We start from the raw sequence: 17,103 nt of genomic DNA, 5'->3' as shown, positions 1-17,103 counted from the left end.
ACACGGGCTAAGAGCAATGCCTTCCGCTTTGTTGGATAAAATAGTACAAATTAAAAAATTTGGCTATTTTAGCAATTATTTGTGAAGCGGGAGAAAGAAGGCACTGCGCCTAGCCCGATAACGTTAGCCGTCAGTTTGGCGGAACGCAACAGAAACGTGAACAGAATAACAACAATCTAAATCAAATCCTAAAACAAATGAAAAAAGCACTTTTACTATTATTAGCAACAATTTCTTTAACTGCGTGTAAAGAAAATTCTAAAAATTTATCCGCTCAAACTAATTCACATATTACATTTAAAGGTTTGGATTCGATAAATTACAAACCAAAAACAGAAATTGAAAAATACTTACAAAAAAACGGTTATGCTTTTTTAAATAGTCAACCAAAATCTGATCAATGGAAATCGGATAAAAATGAAGAAATAATACAATTTAACGGTGAAGGAGTTTTAGTTTTTTTGACATATAGTAATGATTCCTATAATTCACTTTTAGCAGATTTGAAAAAATCGGAATATAAAAGTTCTGGAACCTCAATTAAAAACAACATAGAAGTTGAATCATATTCAAAGGATAAAGAAACTATATTTTTATCATCATTGATAAACCCTGAAGATAACAAAAAAGTTTATTCTCTAACATTTATAAACTAACTAACTATTAAATTATTATTTATGAAAAAATTACTTTTTTTAAATATTTGCTTTTTGTTTTTAATTCCTTTAAAATCAATTGCTCAATCTGACATTGATGTAAAAGCTAATTCTGGAGCTAAACTAATTTGTGATTGTACAAAAACTTCACTCTCTAAAAACAATATTGATGTTGTCAAACTCGCTGAAATATATAAATCATACAACACAAATAAAAAATTGTTGAGTAAATACAAATCAGACGTGCAAAAAATAAAAGACAAATTGAATTTGAATTATTCAACGATTGAAAGTGATATTTATGCTTGTAGAAGTCAATTCACTCAAAAATATAAATCCTATTTAAAAAACAGAGATTTTCTATCAAGAATTGAAACTATAATAAATAACAATCCATACACAGCAGGTCCGAAATTAATTAAAACTTTAGCAAACTAATTATGAAAACATTAAAAATAATTATTGCGTTAATACTAACATATGCTTTTGTCAAAAGTGGAATTGACCTTTGTAATGAAGAACCTGAAAATTCATTTATGTACGTAATTATAATATTAGTTTTTCTGTTAATTCCAGCATATTTATTTTATAGTGCAACGAAAACAGTTGAAGACAAAAAAACTGCTTTAGAAAAAAAAGAAAATAATGAAATTAATAATATGAAATAAATGGAGTTCATTGATTATTATAAAGTTTTAAATATCTCTGAAAATGCAACTTTAGAAGAAATCAAAAAAGCATTTAGAGAACTTGCAAAAGAATTTCATCCTGACAAAAATAAATCTAGTAATGCAAGTTTAAAATTTAGAGAAGTGTTCGAAGCATACGAAATTTTGAAAGACAAAATTACAAAAGACATTTTTGATGAACGCAGAAGAAAATTTTATAATAAAAAAAGTGCTGAATTTGATAATGAAAAGAACACAAAAAGTGAAACTTATGAATATGTAAAAAATGAAGCTAATAAAAGAGCAGAATATTTTTCAAGAATGACATTTGATGATTTTTTACAATCTTCAATATTTATGTTGAAAAAAGCAACATCAAAATTTGCGCTTATTTTAATGTTTCTATTTGGCTTATTTATGATATTTTTTGGCTTTTTTGCTTTGGTAAACACAAACAATAATGAAGGTTTTGGCTTTTTAATAATGTTGTTTTGTTTTGCTTTTGGAGGAACTCTAATATATATTGCACAAAATGATTTGAAAAAATGAAAAATAAAAAAAAACAAATAATATTATGAATGATAAACCAAATTGGCTAAAAATTTTAGAACATTACTGTTTTGTAGAGAACAAAACTGGACTAACACTACCGTTTGTAATTGGTTCAAATGTTTTCTCTAATGAGTTTGAAGAAAATGATATTTCATCATTATTATATGAAATCAGAAATAATGAATATAAAAAAGTTATCCTCAAATATTGTGGAACAATAAAACATTTCATTTTGTCTGTAAGTCCAGATTTATTAAGCGGTTCACAATACAACAAGAAAGAATATGACAACTTGATTATTATCCAAACAAACGGTCTTTCTGGTATCGATGATTTTGAAGATATAATAACAGTAATGAACTTGGATTATGCTGAAAAAATAAAAAATAGAGAATTTAGTATTGTAGATAATAATTGGGGATTCTATAGTCCAAAAGAAGAAGAAATGATTAAAGAAATATTCAAATCAAACTAGAAAACCGAACGGCTAACACACGCTACAAGCAAGCTGGGCAATTGGCTTAATTTGAAGATGATTTGTACTTGACACATTTGTTTTTAACCGAAAGAATACGCATCTTTAATCCCAGCCTGCGTGTAGCGCGGGAACGTTACCTGCTATGTTAAAAGACCGAAAATGCTAAAACAACGACATAGTTTGGCATATTGACATTTTAACTTTGCAGAAACGGGAAAGCTGAAAACCGAAAATCGTAAGCATAAACAAAAAACAAAATATATGGCTAATTTTTATTGCAAATGGTGCGGAATAAAACATTCAAGTGTTTCAAGTTTAACTTCTAATTCTTGTTCAAGAAATCCTGAAGGAAAAAAGCACGAACTTTACGAAGGAAGTGAAAAAGCTCAATACACTTGTAAATGTTGCGGAATAAAACACTCATCGATTTCAAGTTTAACATCAAATTCTTGTTCAAAAAGTCCAACAAAAAAACATCAACCAGCATTGTAAAAAATTATTTATCAAAGGTGGCTTCGCCACCTTTGATACTTTTAATCAGAAATTTATTTAATGGAAGCATCTACAACTATAAAACAAATGTTGGCAGGCAACAAAATTTTTGTGCCAACTTATCAAAGAGCATATTCTTGGGACACAGAACTTGAAAAAGCAAATTCACCAAAACAGACAAACGTGTTTTTATCTGACTTGGAAGATTACAATAAAAGTTCGACCAAATCAAAATACTATTTCGGACACTTTTTATTTGAAGAAAAAGACGAGAAAAAGTTTGGAATAATTGACGGACAACAGCGAATGACAACAATCGTCATTTTCTTATCAGCATTATTCAGCAGATTAAAACAAATCAGACCTTTAAACGAAACCGAACAGGAAACGTTTGAAGACATCATAAAAAGAAACTCAACTTATCGCTTTGAAACGGTTGATTATGACGATAGATTTTTCAAAGATTGCGTAATTGACCAAAGTAAAAAGGACAGAAATGGAATAAAAACCGTTTCTGCAAAACGTATTGCAATTGCGTTTGACTTTTTTACTTCACAACTTGCTGATAAAGACGAAACTTATTTATTGAAAATGTTGGATACGGTTCAAAACGCATCTTGCACAACACATCCAGTAAAAGACGCTTCCGAAGCAATTCAAATGTTTATTTTCCAAAACAACAGAGGTAAAAAGCCTTCAAATTTGGAAATTATCAAGGCTCAGTTTATGTTCAACGTTCATCTTTATGGTGGAGAAGAAAAAGAAAGTCTGATAAAAGAAATCAAAGACAGATTTGAAGAAATTTACAAATCAATTTCTTCAATTGAATATCGAATTAACGAAGACGATGTTTTGGTTTACACACTTCGTGTTCATTTCAATTCACTTTGGGAAACAAATGCAATTGACAAAATAAATAAGCTGTTATCTGAAGCAAACCCAATTCCATTTATCAAATCGTTTACTCAATCGCTTGCCATAAGTTTTGAGCATCTAACAACATTTTTCAGCAAAGACGAAAGAGAAAATTTAGAAATTCATTCGCTTGTAACACTTGGTGGTATTGGTATTGCAATGCCTTTTATCATTAAAGCATACAAATTTGGTTTACCAATAAATCAAATCAATTTGCTTTGTAGCAAGTTGGAAACAATGGTTTTGCGACACAGATTAATCGGAACAAGAGCCGAAATTACTTCACGCTTAAATGATGTTTACCAAAAATTCACATCCGAAAATCCTGATATCACACCGATAAATGTTAGAATTGATTGGATGAAAACTACACAAGAATGGTGGTGGTCATATTGGGGAAACAAAGAATTGGAGCATTCAATTCAAGGCGGAATAAATCATACAACTGCAAAATACTTACTTTGGAAATACGAAAACCATTTAGAAGGACAAGGCAAAAGCGGTTACTCGCCTACTCGATTTGACAAAATTGAAAAACCAGAATTGGAACACATTGCACCGCAAACTGAAAATCCAGAAACAGGTTATGACAGTTATGACGAGGAATTTGTAAATCAATACATCAATTGTTTAGGAAATTATTTGTTACTTTCCAAATCACATAATTGTTCAGTTGGTAACAAACCATTTGCTGACAAACGCAATAGTTACAACCATTTGGAACAACAACGAGAAATACAAAAAATGACGGCAGAAAGTGCAACTTGGACAAAAGAACTTATACAGCAACGTAAAGACAAAATCGTTCAATTCGTAATAGAAAATGTATAACTAACAAAAAACACAGCAGGTAACACACGCTACAAGCAATTTGGGTTTTAGGCTTAATTTGAAGTTGGTTTTGTATCAGATAAATTTATGTTTATCCGAAGATTTGGCTTCCTTAATCCCAAACTGCTTGTAGCGCGAGAACGTTATAGTGTATAGCTCCTTGGGACGTCTCAACAGATTTTAATTGGGCGATTAGGACGAAATAGGATTGGATAAAACACAAACGGAACTGACCGAAATCTGAACCGAAAATAGGTGCTTAATTGTTGCGGACTAACAAACGTGAACCGCTTTATAGAAAACCGAAAGCGGAATTTTTTTGTCGATTTTTTTTTGAGATTTAACTGAAGTTTGAAGTTCAAAAACGAAAACTATTTGGAACGGAAATTGAAAGGCGAAAAAGCTTTGCGCAATAGGAATCGACAATTGGAATATCCAAGCTTTCGTGCTCAGCATACGTGTCGCTACACACAATAACAGCTACTACAACGGATTTGGGTATTAGGCTTAATGGAAAGATTGTTTTGTATTTGGGATGATTTGGCAAATCCGAAAATAGATCTTAATTTAGTCCCAAACCCGCTGTAGTACCAGAACGTTATAGGGCATTTTAAAAAGACAACATAGCGATGAAATTTGAATTCCTTGGACACGGACTTTTTGACGAACATGATACGACAGTAGGAAACTATCTGCACAAATCTTTTAAAGATAAAAATTTTGACACTTTTCAATGTTTTGTCGCCTTTACAACTTTATCAGGACTTTCTGTTTTTATTGATGAACTTGAAAAAGTAAAAACTCGTTATAAAAAAATCGAATTTTATCTAGGTATTGACGACAAAGGGACTTCAAGAGAAGCTTTGCTCGAACTACTTAATAAAAACATTGAAACTTATATATACTATAACCCTACAAAACGAACAAGAGCAATTTATCACCCTAAACTTTATATTTTTCGGGGCGCTAAAGCGAATCGAGTAATTTTAGGTTCTTCCAACTTAACGCGCCCAGGGCTTTTTAATAACATTGAAGCGTCATTGGCTATGGATTTTGTTACAGGTAATTTTCAAGGCGCAAAACTTTTAAAACAAATTGAAGAATTTTTCGCCTCTTTTTTTGGCAAAAACAATCAAAATCTCAGAAAACTTGACATAGAATTAATAAAGTATTTAACCGACAGGGAATTAATTTTACCTGAAAAAAGAATTTACAAAGACGAAGAAGAAAAGGAAAAAACCAATGTTACAGACGACCAAGGAAATGACCTTTTTACTGCTATTGAAGCATCCTCAGTGGATTTAGAAGAACTTGACACAGTTGATAGCGAAACGGAAATTAACGATTATCGGCCAAGATACATTGCTTTAACCGAACACTATTTTGCAATGTGGCCAGAAATATTTCAAAAATTCAAAGAGTTTAAATCAAAATACAATACTGTTATTGTTCCTAGAGATTTTGAAAATCCAACTCTTTATGGTTGGTATGTAAAGCAAAAAGCTCTTTATAGAGAAGAAAGAATTCCAGAAGAACATTTAGAAAAATTAATTGAAGTAGATTTCTTTTTCGGTGATGGACATAAAATACGATTTGATAAAATTTGGGAAAGTTATTATGAAGAACTAAAACAATACTATCAAGAAAACGGACATTCAGACATTCCAAGAAGAAAAGACAGGGACGACGCTTTATACAGAGTTTCAAATTTTGTTGCTATGCAACGACACTTTAAGAAAAAAGGTGACCAGCGAATGACTGAATATCGAATAAAAAAGTTAGAAGAAATTAATTTTAGTTGGGAAGTTGGTCCTAGAAATGCAGGGCTAACAATTAAACACGATGACCAATGGTTAGACAATTTAGCTAAATATTCAGAGTTCAAAAGAAAAAACAATAGAGAGCCAAAACAAAAAAGAAACTCAGAAGAATACAAACTAGGAAAATGGCGAAATGACCAAGCAGTTTATAGAAAACAAGGTGTATTGTCTCAAGACAGAATTGAACTATTAGATGCAGAAGGAATTATTTGGGATTTAGATGAATACGATTTCAATATAAAGATTGAAAAACTTTTAAAATATAAAGAAGATTTTGGGAATTTTAACGTGCCATTGAGTTATACCATTGACGGAATTTCTTTGGGACAATTTGTTTACACACTTAAAAAACGCGGAACAAAACCTGAAAACAAAAAAAAACTCGAAAAGATTGGAATGACAGGTGTGATACTTCGTTCAGAAGCACAGCAAACAAGCAATAAGAGAAGTCATATTACATTAGATTGGCGACAAAACTTTGAACAACTCAAAAAACTTAAAGAAATCGGTGTTAACATTAATGAAATTGACAAATATAATAAGGAGCATCCTAAAATTGGAAATTGGATATTCAATCAACAAAAGCGCTACAGACACAGTAAACTAAGTGAAGAACAAGACAAACTTTTAGAAGAATTAGGATTAAGAATGTCAAGAGAAGACACAAAAGAAGCAAGATGGAATATTTTTTATGAATTGATTACAGAATATAAAACTACCTATGGTGATTGTCGAGTAACCAAGACATTTGATAAAGAACTTCACACTTGGGTTGGATTGCAAAGACGAGGCTTTAAACGAAACATCCTCACACAAGAAAGAATTAGCAAACTTAATGACCTACAGTTCGATTGGACAGTTGAATCAACAGCGAAGAAGAAAAACGCCCTATAACAGCCACTACAACGGATTTGGGCATTGTGCTTAATGGAAAGATGGTTTTGTATTTGGGATGATTTGGCAAATCCGAAAATAGAACTTAATTTAGTCCCAAACCCGCTGTAGTGCCAAGACGTTAGCGGTAATTTCGCCGTAGAATAGGAGAATTAAATATAAATAACCCAAAATTAGTAATAATGATTTTTGATGAAATTTCATTCCACGATTCTCAAATATTAAAAGTTATAGAAAATCCAAATGGACAAATTTTAGAATTTATAATTTACTTTCCGACCAATTGGGAAGAAAATATTTTTGAACATAAAGTTTTGAAATTTGTGGGTGTAATATTTTATAATGTTGAAGAAATTCCTTTTAGTTGTTTGCCTACAATTTTAAATATTGTGAACTTAGGAGAAATAGAAAAAGACTTTAGCTCTGGACAAAACGAATGGAAAACGTTGCGGAATAGGATAAAAATTGAAACAAACTCAGGGAATAGGATTATTGAATTTACTGAATGTAGCTTAATAGACATAAGTAATTAAGAAAGAAACTACCGCTAACACACGCTACAAGCAATTTGGGGATTTGGCTTACTGGAAAAATTGGTTTGTATTTGGAAGATTTGGCAAATCCGAAGAATGGGCTTAATTTAGTCCCAAACTACTTGTAGCGCGGGAACGTTATGCCTCATTGTAGGTCAGACAGGATAAACATAAACATTCGTGTTGACAACAGACGAAATGCCAGCGCTCGTAAAATTAAAAGTGATGTATCGACACGCAAAGCCAACGCTTTTGCAACATATTTAATTTTCTCAACTACAATAAAACCTAACTAACACCCTAACATAAACTTGAAATATTTTTAATAGAATCTTAGCTAAAAATTTTGGCAATCAAAACCCAATACCTAAATTTGACAAAATTTGGCAACTTAATTATTGACTATGCAAACCATTGGTTCGACATTTAAAAATATACGAGAGGAACGTAAGTTACTTTTAGAGGACGTAACTAAAAAAACAGGTATAAACAAAACATTACTAAGCAGAATTGAAAACGGCAAACGTTTGCCGACAAGAGAACAAGTAACACAACTTGGAAAATTTTATAATGCTGAAAAAAACAATTTAATTGTTCAATGGCTTAGCGACAAAATTGTTTACGAAGTACAAGACGAAGATTTTGCATTGCAAGCAATGCAAGTGGCAGAAGAAAAAATAAAATATGGAACAAATGGAAACGTACAAACTAATAGCTTTATTTTATCACTTAACGGACACAAACAAAAAAGAAAAATTAACGACTTTGTAAACAAAGTCATTCAAGGAGATTGCTTGGAAGTTATGCAATCAATTCCTGATAAATCTATCAATATGATTCTTTGCGATTTACCTTACGGCACAACGCAAAACAAGTGGGATTCCGTAATTGATTTGCAAAAACTTTGGGCAGAATACGAAAGAATAATCAAAGATGACGGAGCTATTGTTTTAACTTCTCAAGGAATTTTCACTGCTAAACTTATCCTTAGCAACGAAAAAATATTTAAGTATAAAATCACTTGGATAAAATCTAAATCGACCAATTTTCTAAACGCTAAAAAACAGCCACTTCGCAAACACGAGGACATTTGTATTTTCTATAAAAAGCAACCAACTTATAATCCTCAAATGACAGAGGGCGAAGCTTATGACAAAGGCGTAAGGAAAGACCAATTTACAGGAAGTTACGGAGATTTTAAACCCCAACACGTTAAAAGCAACGGAGAACGTTATCCAAATGATATAGTTTTTTACGAAGAGCAAAACATTGATGATTTTGTGTATATCAAAACAGCGGAATCCGAAGGAACTGTTTACCATCCAACACAGAAACCAATTGAATTAGGTCGTTACTTAATCAAAACATTTACAAATCCAGGCGATACTATTTTAGACAACGCTTGCGGAAGCGGTAGTTTTTTGCTTTCTGCAATTTTAGAAAACAGAAATTTTATCGGCATTGAAAAAAACGAAGATGTATTACTTCATAAAGTAAAACCAGTCGATTATATAAAAGTTTGTACTGACAGAATTGAAGAGACATTAAAAAGAAAAGAAATTGAAGAATCAACATTAAGACTTTTCAAAGAACCAATTGCAAAATATCATACATTGAATTATGAAACTAAATGAAAGAGCTTGGGCGGGTCAAATCATAAGTTGGATAAAACAATCCATTAATGATGGAACTACCCTTTTTCAAGACGCTACAAACGATGAAGGATTAAAACTAGCGTCAGGAAGAACTAAATTTCCTGATGTACTTTTATTTATAGATAAAATATCAGGTATCGTTTTCAACGGTTGGGAATTAAAATTTCCTGACACAGAAGCAGACAACACCGAAATGTTAGAAAATGCTTTAGAAAAAGCGGAAAGATTACAATCGGATTCTTTCGTTACTTGGAATGGTACAGAAGCAATCATTTGGAAAATAAATGATGACAATTATTCACTTTCAGGATTGGAAAAACTAAAAGTTTATCCGAAAGAAAAAGACATAACAAACAGAAATGATTTAGCGGATAGAAATAATTACAATAAACACGAAGCTAAACTACAAAATAGGCTAAACGAGATATTACACGATTTAGGACAGCTTTATAAAAGTGGAGAACTAAAAAGAGCAATAAATATTTCATCAAACATAGTTGATGCAGTTTTACAAACTGCCCAACATTTTATTCCTCAATTAAAAAATGAAATTAATGAACTGAAAGGCGATGATAGGACTTTCAGAACTGAATTTAATCAATGGAAAATTATTGAAAGTGCTACGCTTAAAATACTTTCAACTTCATCAAGACGAGTTGAAAACGTTGAACCCGAAGAAGTTTTAGCCAAATTCACTTATTACAAACTCATTGGCAAAGTTCTTTTCTATCTTACGCTTTCCGAAAATTTGTCGGGAAAAGTTTCTAAGTTGGAATTGAAAAACGAAAAGCAAGTTCAGAAACAATTGAACGACTTCTTCAATCAAGCAAAGAAAATAGATTATCAGGCAGTTTTTGAAAGTGATTTTACGGACAAAATTCCGTTCAATGAAACAATAAACGAACTATTATTTAGGCTTGTTTCAGTTTTCAATGAATTTGATTTTAAAGTTCTGCCAACCGAAGTAATCGGCTACATTTTGGAAAACTTAGTTCCACAAGAAGAAAAGCAAAAGTTCGGGCAATACTTTACCTCGGAAACATTAGCAAATCTTGTTACGTTTTCGGCAATCAAAAGCAGAAATGATGTTGTGATTGACCCAACATCAGGAACGGGAACTTTTTTAAATTCATTTTACAACACATTACAGTTTTTCGGAAACAAAAACCACCAACAAATTTTAAATCAAATTTGGGGTAATGATATTTCTCATTTTCCAGCAACGCTTTCCGTTATAAATCTTTACAAGCAAAAAGTTGATGACACGGCAAATTTTCCGAGAATAATCCGGAAGGATTTTTTTACACTTACACCAACTCAAACAATTCCAATTCCAGATAACACTGACATCAATAAAATCAACCATATTCCAATCCCAAAATTTGATGCTGTTATTTCAAATTTTCCGTTCATTCAGCAAGAAGATATTCCAAATGACATTTTGAATACACAGTTTGAAAGTGAGTTTGCGAAAACACAAAAGGCTTTTTTAAATGGGAGTAAATTTGACATAAACGGTAAAAGTGATTACTACATTTATTGCTTTTACAACTCATTGAAATTCCTAAAAGACAATGGAGCTTTATCAGCAATCACTTCAAACGCTTGGTTGGGTAAAAACTATGGTTTGCAGTTCAAGATTTTTTTGTTAGATAATTTTCACATTAAATATGTTGTAAAAAGCAATGCAGAACATTGGTTTAAAGATTCCAAAGTCAGCACAATTTTTATCACGCTTGAAAAAAGTGCAAGTAAAGAACCAACGAAATTTATTACCGTAAACGAAAAGTTAGAAGTGTTTTTTAAAGATAAATCTTTACAGTCTTTTGAAGATTTTTATACCGAAGTTGATAACTGCAACAACCCAAAAAATACAAATTGGAAAGAAGATACCCAATTCAAAAATGTATTTCAAAATACAGATGGAACAATTACCGTTAGTATAGTTGAGCAATCGCATTTAATAAATTCTCTTGTTTCACAGGAAAATTGGGCAACCTATTTTGTTAATCAAAATCCGTTAGGTGCTTTTGAAAAGAAACTGATAAATCCGTTTCCAAGTATTTACGATACAGGCAGAGGAACACGAACAGGTTGGGACGAAATGCACATCATATCTAACAATGAAAACAAAGCGTTGAAAATTGAAAAAGAATTTTTGTTGCCAATTTTGAAAACAAGTCAAGAACTCAAAACGATTGCTTATAGCAACAAATCGGAATACAATCTTTTTGTTTGCAAAGAAGACGAAAAAACTTTGAAAGCAAAATATCCGAACGCACACAAGCACATCAAGAAATTTGAAACAACAACTAATAAAACAGGTATTGCATTACCAAAAGTTTTAAAAGTAAGAAAACCATTTTGGTATTCCCTTGCACCCGAAGAATCAGCAAACATTTTTATTTCTATTAATCCGAGCCAGCGATTATTCTTTTCATTTAGCAAATCACCTTTGTATCTCAATCAAAGATTAGTTGCTATTCGTGTGAAAAAGAAAGATACGGAAATTGTTTCGGCTTTGCTCAATTCAATCGTTTCACTTTTGATTGTTGAATTAAATGGAGTTTCAAGAAATTTAGGAGCGTTAGATTTGAACGCTGACTTTTTCAAAACTAAAATGAAAATGTTTGACCCTAGTTTGCTTTCTGACAAGCAAGCAAAAAATATCAGTTCCAAATTCGAGATTTTAAGTAAACGACAAATTCAAGATTACGAAAACGAATACAAACAAAAAGACAGAATAGAATTTGACGAAGCTGTTTTGAAAGCCTACGGCTTCAAAACAGATATTCTGCCTCATTTGTATTCACTTTTAACGGATACCATTCGCAATCGAGTGGAACTAAAAAACAGGTAAAGTGCTAACGCTTTTGGTGACATTACCTTTTTTACCAACCACAAAAAGCGACAAAAAAGAAAAAGAGCCAACGGACCAGTAGAAGACAAATAAAAGGACCAATTGCGACAGAAAAAAGAACAACGAGGCATAACACACGCTACAAGCAAGCTGGGCATTTGGTTTAATTTTAAGATGGTTTTGTATTTGAAAAATTAGTTTTTAACCGAAAATTTAGGCTTTCTTAATCCCAGCCTGCGTGTAGCGCGGGAACGTTAGCCGTCAGTTTGGCGGAACGCAACAGAAACGTGAACAGAATAACAACAATCTAAATCAAATCCTAAAACAAATGAAAAAAGCACTTTTACTATTATTAGCAACAATTTCTTTAACTGCGTGTAAAGAAAATTCTAAAAATTTATCCGCTCAAACTAATTCACATATTACATTTAAAGGTTTGGATTCGATAAATTACAAACCAAAAACAGAAATTGAAAAATACTTACAAAAAAACGGTTATGCTTTTTTAAATAGTCAACCAAAATCTGATCAATGGAAATCGGATAAAAATGAAGAAATAATACAATTTAACGGTGAAGGAGTTTTAGTTTTTTTGACATATAGTAATGATTCCTATAATTCACTTTTAGCAGATTTGAAAAAATCGGAATATAAAAGTTCTGGAACCTCAATTAAAAACAACATAGAAGTTGAATCATATTCAAAGGATAAAGAAACTATATTTTTATCATCATTGATAAACCCTGAAGATAACAAAAAAGTTTATTCTCTAACATTTATAAACTAACTAACTATTAAATTATTATTTATGAAAAAATTACTTTTTTTAAATATTTGCTTTTTGTTTTTAATTCCTTTAAAATCAATTGCTCAATCTGACATTGATGTAAAAGCTAATTCTGGAGCTAAACTAATTTGTGATTGTACAAAAACTTCACTCTCTAAAAACAATATTGATGTTGTCAAACTCGCTGAAATATATAAATCATACAACACAAATAAAAAATTGTTGAGTAAATACAAATCAGACGTGCAAAAAATAAAAGACAAATTGAATTTGAATTATTCAACGATTGAAAGTGATATTTATGCTTGTAGAAGTCAATTCACTCAAAAATATAAATCCTATTTAAAAAACAGAGATTTTCTATCAAGAATTGAAACTATAATAAATAACAATCCATACACAGCAGGTCCGAAATTAATTAAAACTTTAGCAAACTAATTATGAAAACATTAAAAATAATTATTGCGTTAATACTAACATATGCTTTTGTCAAAAGTGGAATTGACCTTTGTAATGAAGAACCTGAAAATTCATTTATGTACGTAATTATAATATTAGTTTTTCTGTTAATTCCAGCATATTTATTTTATAGTGCAACGAAAACAGTTGAAGACAAAAAAACTGCTTTAGAAAAAAAAGAAAATAATGAAATTAATAATATGAAATAAATGGAGTTCATTGATTATTATAAAGTTTTAAATATCTCTGAAAATGCAACTTTAGAAGAAATCAAAAAAGCATTTAGAGAACTTGCAAAAGAATTTCATCCTGACAAAAATAAATCTAGTAATGCAAGTTTAAAATTTAGAGAAGTGTTCGAAGCATACGAAATTTTGAAAGACAAAATTACAAAAGACATTTTTGATGAACGCAGAAGAAAATTTTATAATAAAAAAAGTGCTGAATTTGATAATGAAAAGAACACAAAAAGTGAAACTTATGAATATGTAAAAAATGAAGCTAATAAAAGAGCAGAATATTTTTCAAGAATGACATTTGATGATTTTTTACAATCTTCAATATTTATGTTGAAAAAAGCAACATCAAAATTTGCGCTTATTTTAATGTTTCTATTTGGCTTATTTATGATATTTTTTGGCTTTTTTGCTTTGGTAAACACAAACAATAATGAAGGTTTTGGCTTTTTAATAATGTTGTTTTGTTTTGCTTTTGGAGGAACTCTAATATATATTGCACAAAATGATTTGAAAAAATGAAAAATAAAAAAAAACAAATAATATTATGAATGATAAACCAAATTGGCTAAAAATTTTAGAACATTACTGTTTTGTAGAGAACAAAACTGGACTAACACTACCGTTTGTAATTGGTTCAAATGTTTTCTCTAATGAGTTTGAAGAAAATGATATTTCATCATTATTATATGAAATCAGAAATAATGAATATAAAAAAGTTATCCTCAAATATTGTGGAACAATAAAACATTTCATTTTGTCTGTAAGTCCAGATTTATTAAGCGGTTCACAATACAACAAGAAAGAATATGACAACTTGATTATTATCCAAACAAACGGTCTTTCTGGTATCGATGATTTTGAAGATATAATAACAGTAATGAACTTGGATTATGCTGAAAAAATAAAAAATAGAGAATTTAGTATTGTAGATAATAATTGGGGATTCTATAGTCCAAAAGAAGAAGAAATGATTAAAGAAATATTCAAATCAAACTAGAAAACCGAACGGCTAACACACGCTACAAGCAAGCTGGGCAATTGGCTTAATTTGAAGATGATTTGTACTTGACACATTTGTTTTTAACCGAAAGAATACGCATCTTTAATCCCAGCCTGCGTGTAGCGCGGGAACGTTATGCGGGAGTTGTGCCAAAATTACGCAGACAAATCCGATTTGAAAATTAAGTTCTGAACTCGCATAAACTTACAAAAAGTTGAAAAAATAGTTTATATGAAAAGTAAATTGATTTTTAGCATGATTTTATTTTCAATGCTTATTCTTGCTTGCAAATCAGATAAGAAAAATGAAATTAAAAAAACAGTAATAAGCTTTGAGAAAAAAAATGAAACTGTAAAAACGAATATGTTTGGAACCGTAAATAATGTTTCTATAATTTTTTATGAACCAAATGATAAAGCCGAACATTTTACAACAGAAAATGATTGCGTTTTAAATATTGAGAAAAATAATTTTTATTTAAAGTATACTAATCATATCAGTCAAAATCTATCGAGAAGTGATATGAAAGATAGTCTCTTGCTAAATGAAAATGAACGGATTTATGTTAATACATTTTTTTTAATAAAAAATAGTGAATTAAAAAAAACTTATTGGGACTCTATTAGTGAAGGACGTGTTCGGAGAATATATTTTCTAAACCATAATAAAGCTATTGTGAAGAATGTTAATATAATTGGAGAACCTGCAAATATCAATTACTTAAAAGAAAGTTGCGATTTTTTACTAGAAAAAGTCAAAGGTAAGTCTAGGTAGCGGGTAGGAAGAAAATTTACAAAGCAGAAGCGTGAAAATTGGATTTTGCCAACAGAAGCGTGAAAAGTTGCGGTTAAATCATAATTTCGTCAAAACAACCCCCGCATAACAGCCACTACAACGGATTTGGGCATTTGGCTTAATTGAAAAATGGTTTTGTATTTGGGATGATTTGGCAAATCCGAATAATGGGCTTAATTTAGTCCCAAACCCGCTGTAGTGCCAGAACGTTATGGGTAAGTTGCGAAGAAAATCAGACTTTTAAAGGCATTTAATTGAGAAAAACTCGAAATTCATAAACTGTGAAACTTGAATTTTATGCTTTGAAAATGAAAAGCAAAAACTTGAAATACAGAACTTGAAAATTGGAGTTTTTAACTGAATCTGAAATATAGAACTTGAAATTGAAAACTTGAGTTTCGGAGTTTCTAAACTGAATTTGAAATGCAGAATTTGAAAAGCAAACTTGAATATTGGAGTTTGATGGAAATAAACAATCGTTTTGATTCTCAAATTGAGAATAAAAAATAAGAATAAAAATTGGCTGAAAATTTAGATTCGAACTTGGCTTTTAATTTGCCAATAATTGGATGAAAATCAATTATAAAAGGGAATGAAATTAGCTAGAATTTGGGCAAAAATTGGGTTTTGAGTCTGCCAAAAATTGGATTAAAATCGATTAATAATTAGGAATATCAGCCAGAAACAACCTACCCATAACACACGCTACAAGCAATTTGGGTATTTGGCTTAATTTAAATATGGTTTTGTGTCAGTAAGTTTTGGCAAATCCGAATAAAGGGTTTAATTTAGTCCCAAACTGCTTTTAGCGCGGGGACGTTATATGATAGCTTATCCAGCAGATACGCCAAGCATTTCGTTAAACAATTCCATTACTTCGCCATCGCCTGTAATTGCGTGAATTTTATTTTGGAGTTGTTGTATTTGATTTTCAGTAAAAGTTGGTTGTGCAGTCATTTCTTCTCGCATTTCGGTAATGAATCTATCAGCTCTTAATCCTATAACTTTTACACTGTTTTCATAGGCGTTTTGGTTTCTAGCAATATAAACAACGTCTTTAGTTAGTTTTTCAATCAAATCAATTGTATCTTCTAAATTAGCAAGTCTTGTTATGTCGGTGTTCGATTCTCCTGTAGGCTCAATCATTCCGCATAGTCTTTTTGTAACATCGTAAAGGTTTTCTAATCTTTTCATAATTTGTTTGTAAATAAAAAGCCATCATATAACAGCTTGTATAAGCTATTGCCATATTAGGCTATATTTATAATTAGTTTTGTATTTGCATTGTTCGGGCAAACTCCGATAATTTAGGCTTAATTTTGGCAACAGCTCATACAAGCGAAACGTTAGCGGTCAGTTGACGTGAAACGAGGAGAAAGCCGGATTTAAAGATTTGGCTTTTTAAATGCAGAAACTGAACAAGCAAACGTGAAAATCGGGTCGGAATTGGCGAAATTCGTTTTTTTGAT

General features: G+C 30.8%; 18 protein-coding genes. 17 read left to right on the top strand and 1 reads right to left on the bottom strand.

The window, feature by feature from the left end; all coding sequences use genetic code 11:
- Positions 1 to 197 precede the first annotated feature (197 nt).
- The 17 genes from KZH69_RS19715 (at position 198) to KZH69_RS19635 (ending at position 15,613) form a co-directional block, all read left to right on the top strand.
- Positions 198 to 656, top strand: a complete 459-nt coding sequence (locus KZH69_RS19715) for a hypothetical protein (RefSeq protein WP_219319177.1) — start codon at positions 198 to 200, stop codon at positions 654 to 656.
- A 21-nt stretch (positions 657 to 677) separates the two neighbouring features.
- Complete coding sequence (locus KZH69_RS19710; RefSeq protein ID WP_219319176.1) at positions 678 to 1,094, top strand: hypothetical protein; 417 nt, start codon at positions 678 to 680, stop codon at positions 1,092 to 1,094.
- Between the two features lie 2 nt (positions 1,095 to 1,096).
- The gene (locus KZH69_RS19705) at positions 1,097 to 1,324 is read left to right on the top strand and encodes a hypothetical protein (RefSeq protein ID WP_219319175.1); all 228 of its coding nucleotides are present in this window, start codon (positions 1,097 to 1,099) and stop codon (positions 1,322 to 1,324) included.
- Complete coding sequence (locus tag KZH69_RS19700; protein ID WP_219319174.1) at positions 1,325 to 1,873, top strand: J domain-containing protein; 549 nt, start codon at positions 1,325 to 1,327, stop codon at positions 1,871 to 1,873.
- A 25-nt stretch (positions 1,874 to 1,898) separates the two neighbouring features.
- The gene (locus tag KZH69_RS19695; RefSeq protein WP_219319173.1) at positions 1,899 to 2,351 is read left to right on the top strand and encodes a hypothetical protein; all 453 of its coding nucleotides are present in this window, start codon (positions 1,899 to 1,901) and stop codon (positions 2,349 to 2,351) included.
- Between the two features lie 264 nt (positions 2,352 to 2,615).
- Complete coding sequence (locus KZH69_RS19690) at positions 2,616 to 2,846, top strand: hypothetical protein (protein ID WP_219319183.1); 231 nt, start codon at positions 2,616 to 2,618, stop codon at positions 2,844 to 2,846.
- Positions 2,847 to 2,906: 60 nt separating this feature from the next.
- Entirely contained in the window at positions 2,907 to 4,592 is a 1,686-nt protein-coding gene (locus KZH69_RS19685; protein ID WP_219319182.1) for a DUF262 domain-containing protein, read from the top strand.
- Between the two features lie 629 nt (positions 4,593 to 5,221).
- Complete coding sequence (locus tag KZH69_RS19680; RefSeq protein WP_219319181.1) at positions 5,222 to 7,306, top strand: Helicase associated domain protein; 2,085 nt, start codon at positions 5,222 to 5,224, stop codon at positions 7,304 to 7,306.
- 182 nt (positions 7,307 to 7,488) lie between these two features.
- Positions 7,489 to 7,839 carry a hypothetical protein gene (locus KZH69_RS19675; RefSeq protein ID WP_219319180.1) on the top strand — a complete coding sequence of 117 codons (351 nt, stop codon included), beginning with the start codon at positions 7,489 to 7,491 and terminating at the stop codon, positions 7,837 to 7,839.
- 404 nt (positions 7,840 to 8,243) lie between these two features.
- A complete protein-coding gene (locus KZH69_RS19670) occupies positions 8,244 to 9,473 on the top strand; it encodes a DNA methyltransferase (RefSeq protein WP_219319179.1) in 1,230 nt (409 codons plus the stop codon).
- Complete coding sequence (locus KZH69_RS19665; protein ID WP_219319178.1) at positions 9,460 to 12,354, top strand: Eco57I restriction-modification methylase domain-containing protein; 2,895 nt, start codon at positions 9,460 to 9,462, stop codon at positions 12,352 to 12,354. Before KZH69_RS19670 ends, KZH69_RS19665 begins: the two co-directional genes overlap by 14 nt.
- Positions 12,355 to 12,682: 328 nt before the next feature.
- A complete protein-coding gene (locus tag KZH69_RS19660; protein WP_219319177.1) occupies positions 12,683 to 13,141 on the top strand; it encodes a hypothetical protein in 459 nt (152 codons plus the stop codon).
- A 21-nt stretch (positions 13,142 to 13,162) separates the two neighbouring features.
- Positions 13,163 to 13,579 (top strand): hypothetical protein, encoded by a 417-nt coding sequence (locus KZH69_RS19655; protein ID WP_219319176.1) that lies wholly within the window; start codon positions 13,163 to 13,165, stop codon positions 13,577 to 13,579.
- 2 nt (positions 13,580 to 13,581) lie between these two features.
- Positions 13,582 to 13,809 (top strand): hypothetical protein, encoded by a 228-nt coding sequence (locus KZH69_RS19650; protein WP_219319175.1) that lies wholly within the window; start codon positions 13,582 to 13,584, stop codon positions 13,807 to 13,809.
- A complete protein-coding gene (locus KZH69_RS19645; protein ID WP_219319174.1) occupies positions 13,810 to 14,358 on the top strand; it encodes a J domain-containing protein in 549 nt (182 codons plus the stop codon).
- 25 nt (positions 14,359 to 14,383) lie between these two features.
- On the top strand, positions 14,384 to 14,836 hold the full coding sequence (locus tag KZH69_RS19640; protein ID WP_219319173.1) for a hypothetical protein: 453 nt from the start codon (positions 14,384 to 14,386) through the stop codon (positions 14,834 to 14,836).
- Between the two features lie 234 nt (positions 14,837 to 15,070).
- Entirely contained in the window at positions 15,071 to 15,613 is a 543-nt protein-coding gene (locus tag KZH69_RS19635) for a hypothetical protein (RefSeq protein WP_219319172.1), read from the top strand.
- 852 nt (positions 15,614 to 16,465) lie between these two features.
- Here KZH69_RS19635 and KZH69_RS19630 read toward each other — a convergent pair.
- The gene (locus tag KZH69_RS19630; RefSeq protein ID WP_219319171.1) at positions 16,466 to 16,828 is read right to left on the bottom strand and encodes a hypothetical protein; all 363 of its coding nucleotides are present in this window, start codon (positions 16,826 to 16,828) and stop codon (positions 16,466 to 16,468) included.
- Between the last annotated feature and the right edge of the window lie 275 nt (positions 16,829 to 17,103).

This window comes from Flavobacterium taihuense, assembly GCF_019351435.1.
GTDB lineage: Bacteria > Bacteroidota > Bacteroidia > Flavobacteriales > Flavobacteriaceae > Flavobacterium > Flavobacterium taihuense.
The sequence above is the reverse complement of the archived record's forward strand: the minus strand, read 5'-3'. Positions and strand labels throughout refer to the sequence as shown.

Excerpts from the sequence above, each read along its gene's own strand:
- KZH69_RS19715 (WP_219319177.1), top strand. The coding sequence starts at position 198 with ATGAAAAAAGCACTTTTACTATTATTAGCAACAATTTCTTTAACTGCG.
- KZH69_RS19710 (WP_219319176.1), top strand. The coding sequence starts at position 678 with ATGAAAAAATTACTTTTTTTAAATATTTGCTTTTTGTTTTTAATTCCT.
- KZH69_RS19705 (WP_219319175.1), top strand. The coding sequence starts at position 1,097 with ATGAAAACATTAAAAATAATTATTGCGTTAATACTAACATATGCTTTT.
- KZH69_RS19700 (WP_219319174.1), top strand. The coding sequence starts at position 1,325 with ATGGAGTTCATTGATTATTATAAAGTTTTAAATATCTCTGAAAATGCA.
- KZH69_RS19695 (WP_219319173.1), top strand. The coding sequence starts at position 1,899 with ATGAATGATAAACCAAATTGGCTAAAAATTTTAGAACATTACTGTTTT.
- KZH69_RS19690 (WP_219319183.1), top strand. The coding sequence starts at position 2,616 with ATGGCTAATTTTTATTGCAAATGGTGCGGAATAAAACATTCAAGTGTT.
- KZH69_RS19685 (WP_219319182.1), top strand. The coding sequence starts at position 2,907 with ATGGAAGCATCTACAACTATAAAACAAATGTTGGCAGGCAACAAAATT.
- KZH69_RS19680 (WP_219319181.1), top strand. The coding sequence starts at position 5,222 with ATGAAATTTGAATTCCTTGGACACGGACTTTTTGACGAACATGATACG.
- KZH69_RS19675 (WP_219319180.1), top strand. The coding sequence starts at position 7,489 with ATGATTTTTGATGAAATTTCATTCCACGATTCTCAAATATTAAAAGTT.
- KZH69_RS19670 (WP_219319179.1), top strand. The coding sequence starts at position 8,244 with ATGCAAACCATTGGTTCGACATTTAAAAATATACGAGAGGAACGTAAG.
- KZH69_RS19665 (WP_219319178.1), top strand. The coding sequence starts at position 9,460 with ATGAAACTAAATGAAAGAGCTTGGGCGGGTCAAATCATAAGTTGGATA.
- KZH69_RS19660 (WP_219319177.1), top strand. The coding sequence starts at position 12,683 with ATGAAAAAAGCACTTTTACTATTATTAGCAACAATTTCTTTAACTGCG.
- KZH69_RS19655 (WP_219319176.1), top strand. The coding sequence starts at position 13,163 with ATGAAAAAATTACTTTTTTTAAATATTTGCTTTTTGTTTTTAATTCCT.
- KZH69_RS19650 (WP_219319175.1), top strand. The coding sequence starts at position 13,582 with ATGAAAACATTAAAAATAATTATTGCGTTAATACTAACATATGCTTTT.
- KZH69_RS19645 (WP_219319174.1), top strand. The coding sequence starts at position 13,810 with ATGGAGTTCATTGATTATTATAAAGTTTTAAATATCTCTGAAAATGCA.
- KZH69_RS19640 (WP_219319173.1), top strand. The coding sequence starts at position 14,384 with ATGAATGATAAACCAAATTGGCTAAAAATTTTAGAACATTACTGTTTT.
- KZH69_RS19635 (WP_219319172.1), top strand. The coding sequence starts at position 15,071 with ATGAAAAGTAAATTGATTTTTAGCATGATTTTATTTTCAATGCTTATT.
- KZH69_RS19630 (WP_219319171.1), bottom strand. The coding sequence starts at position 16,828 with ATGAAAAGATTAGAAAACCTTTACGATGTTACAAAAAGACTATGCGGA.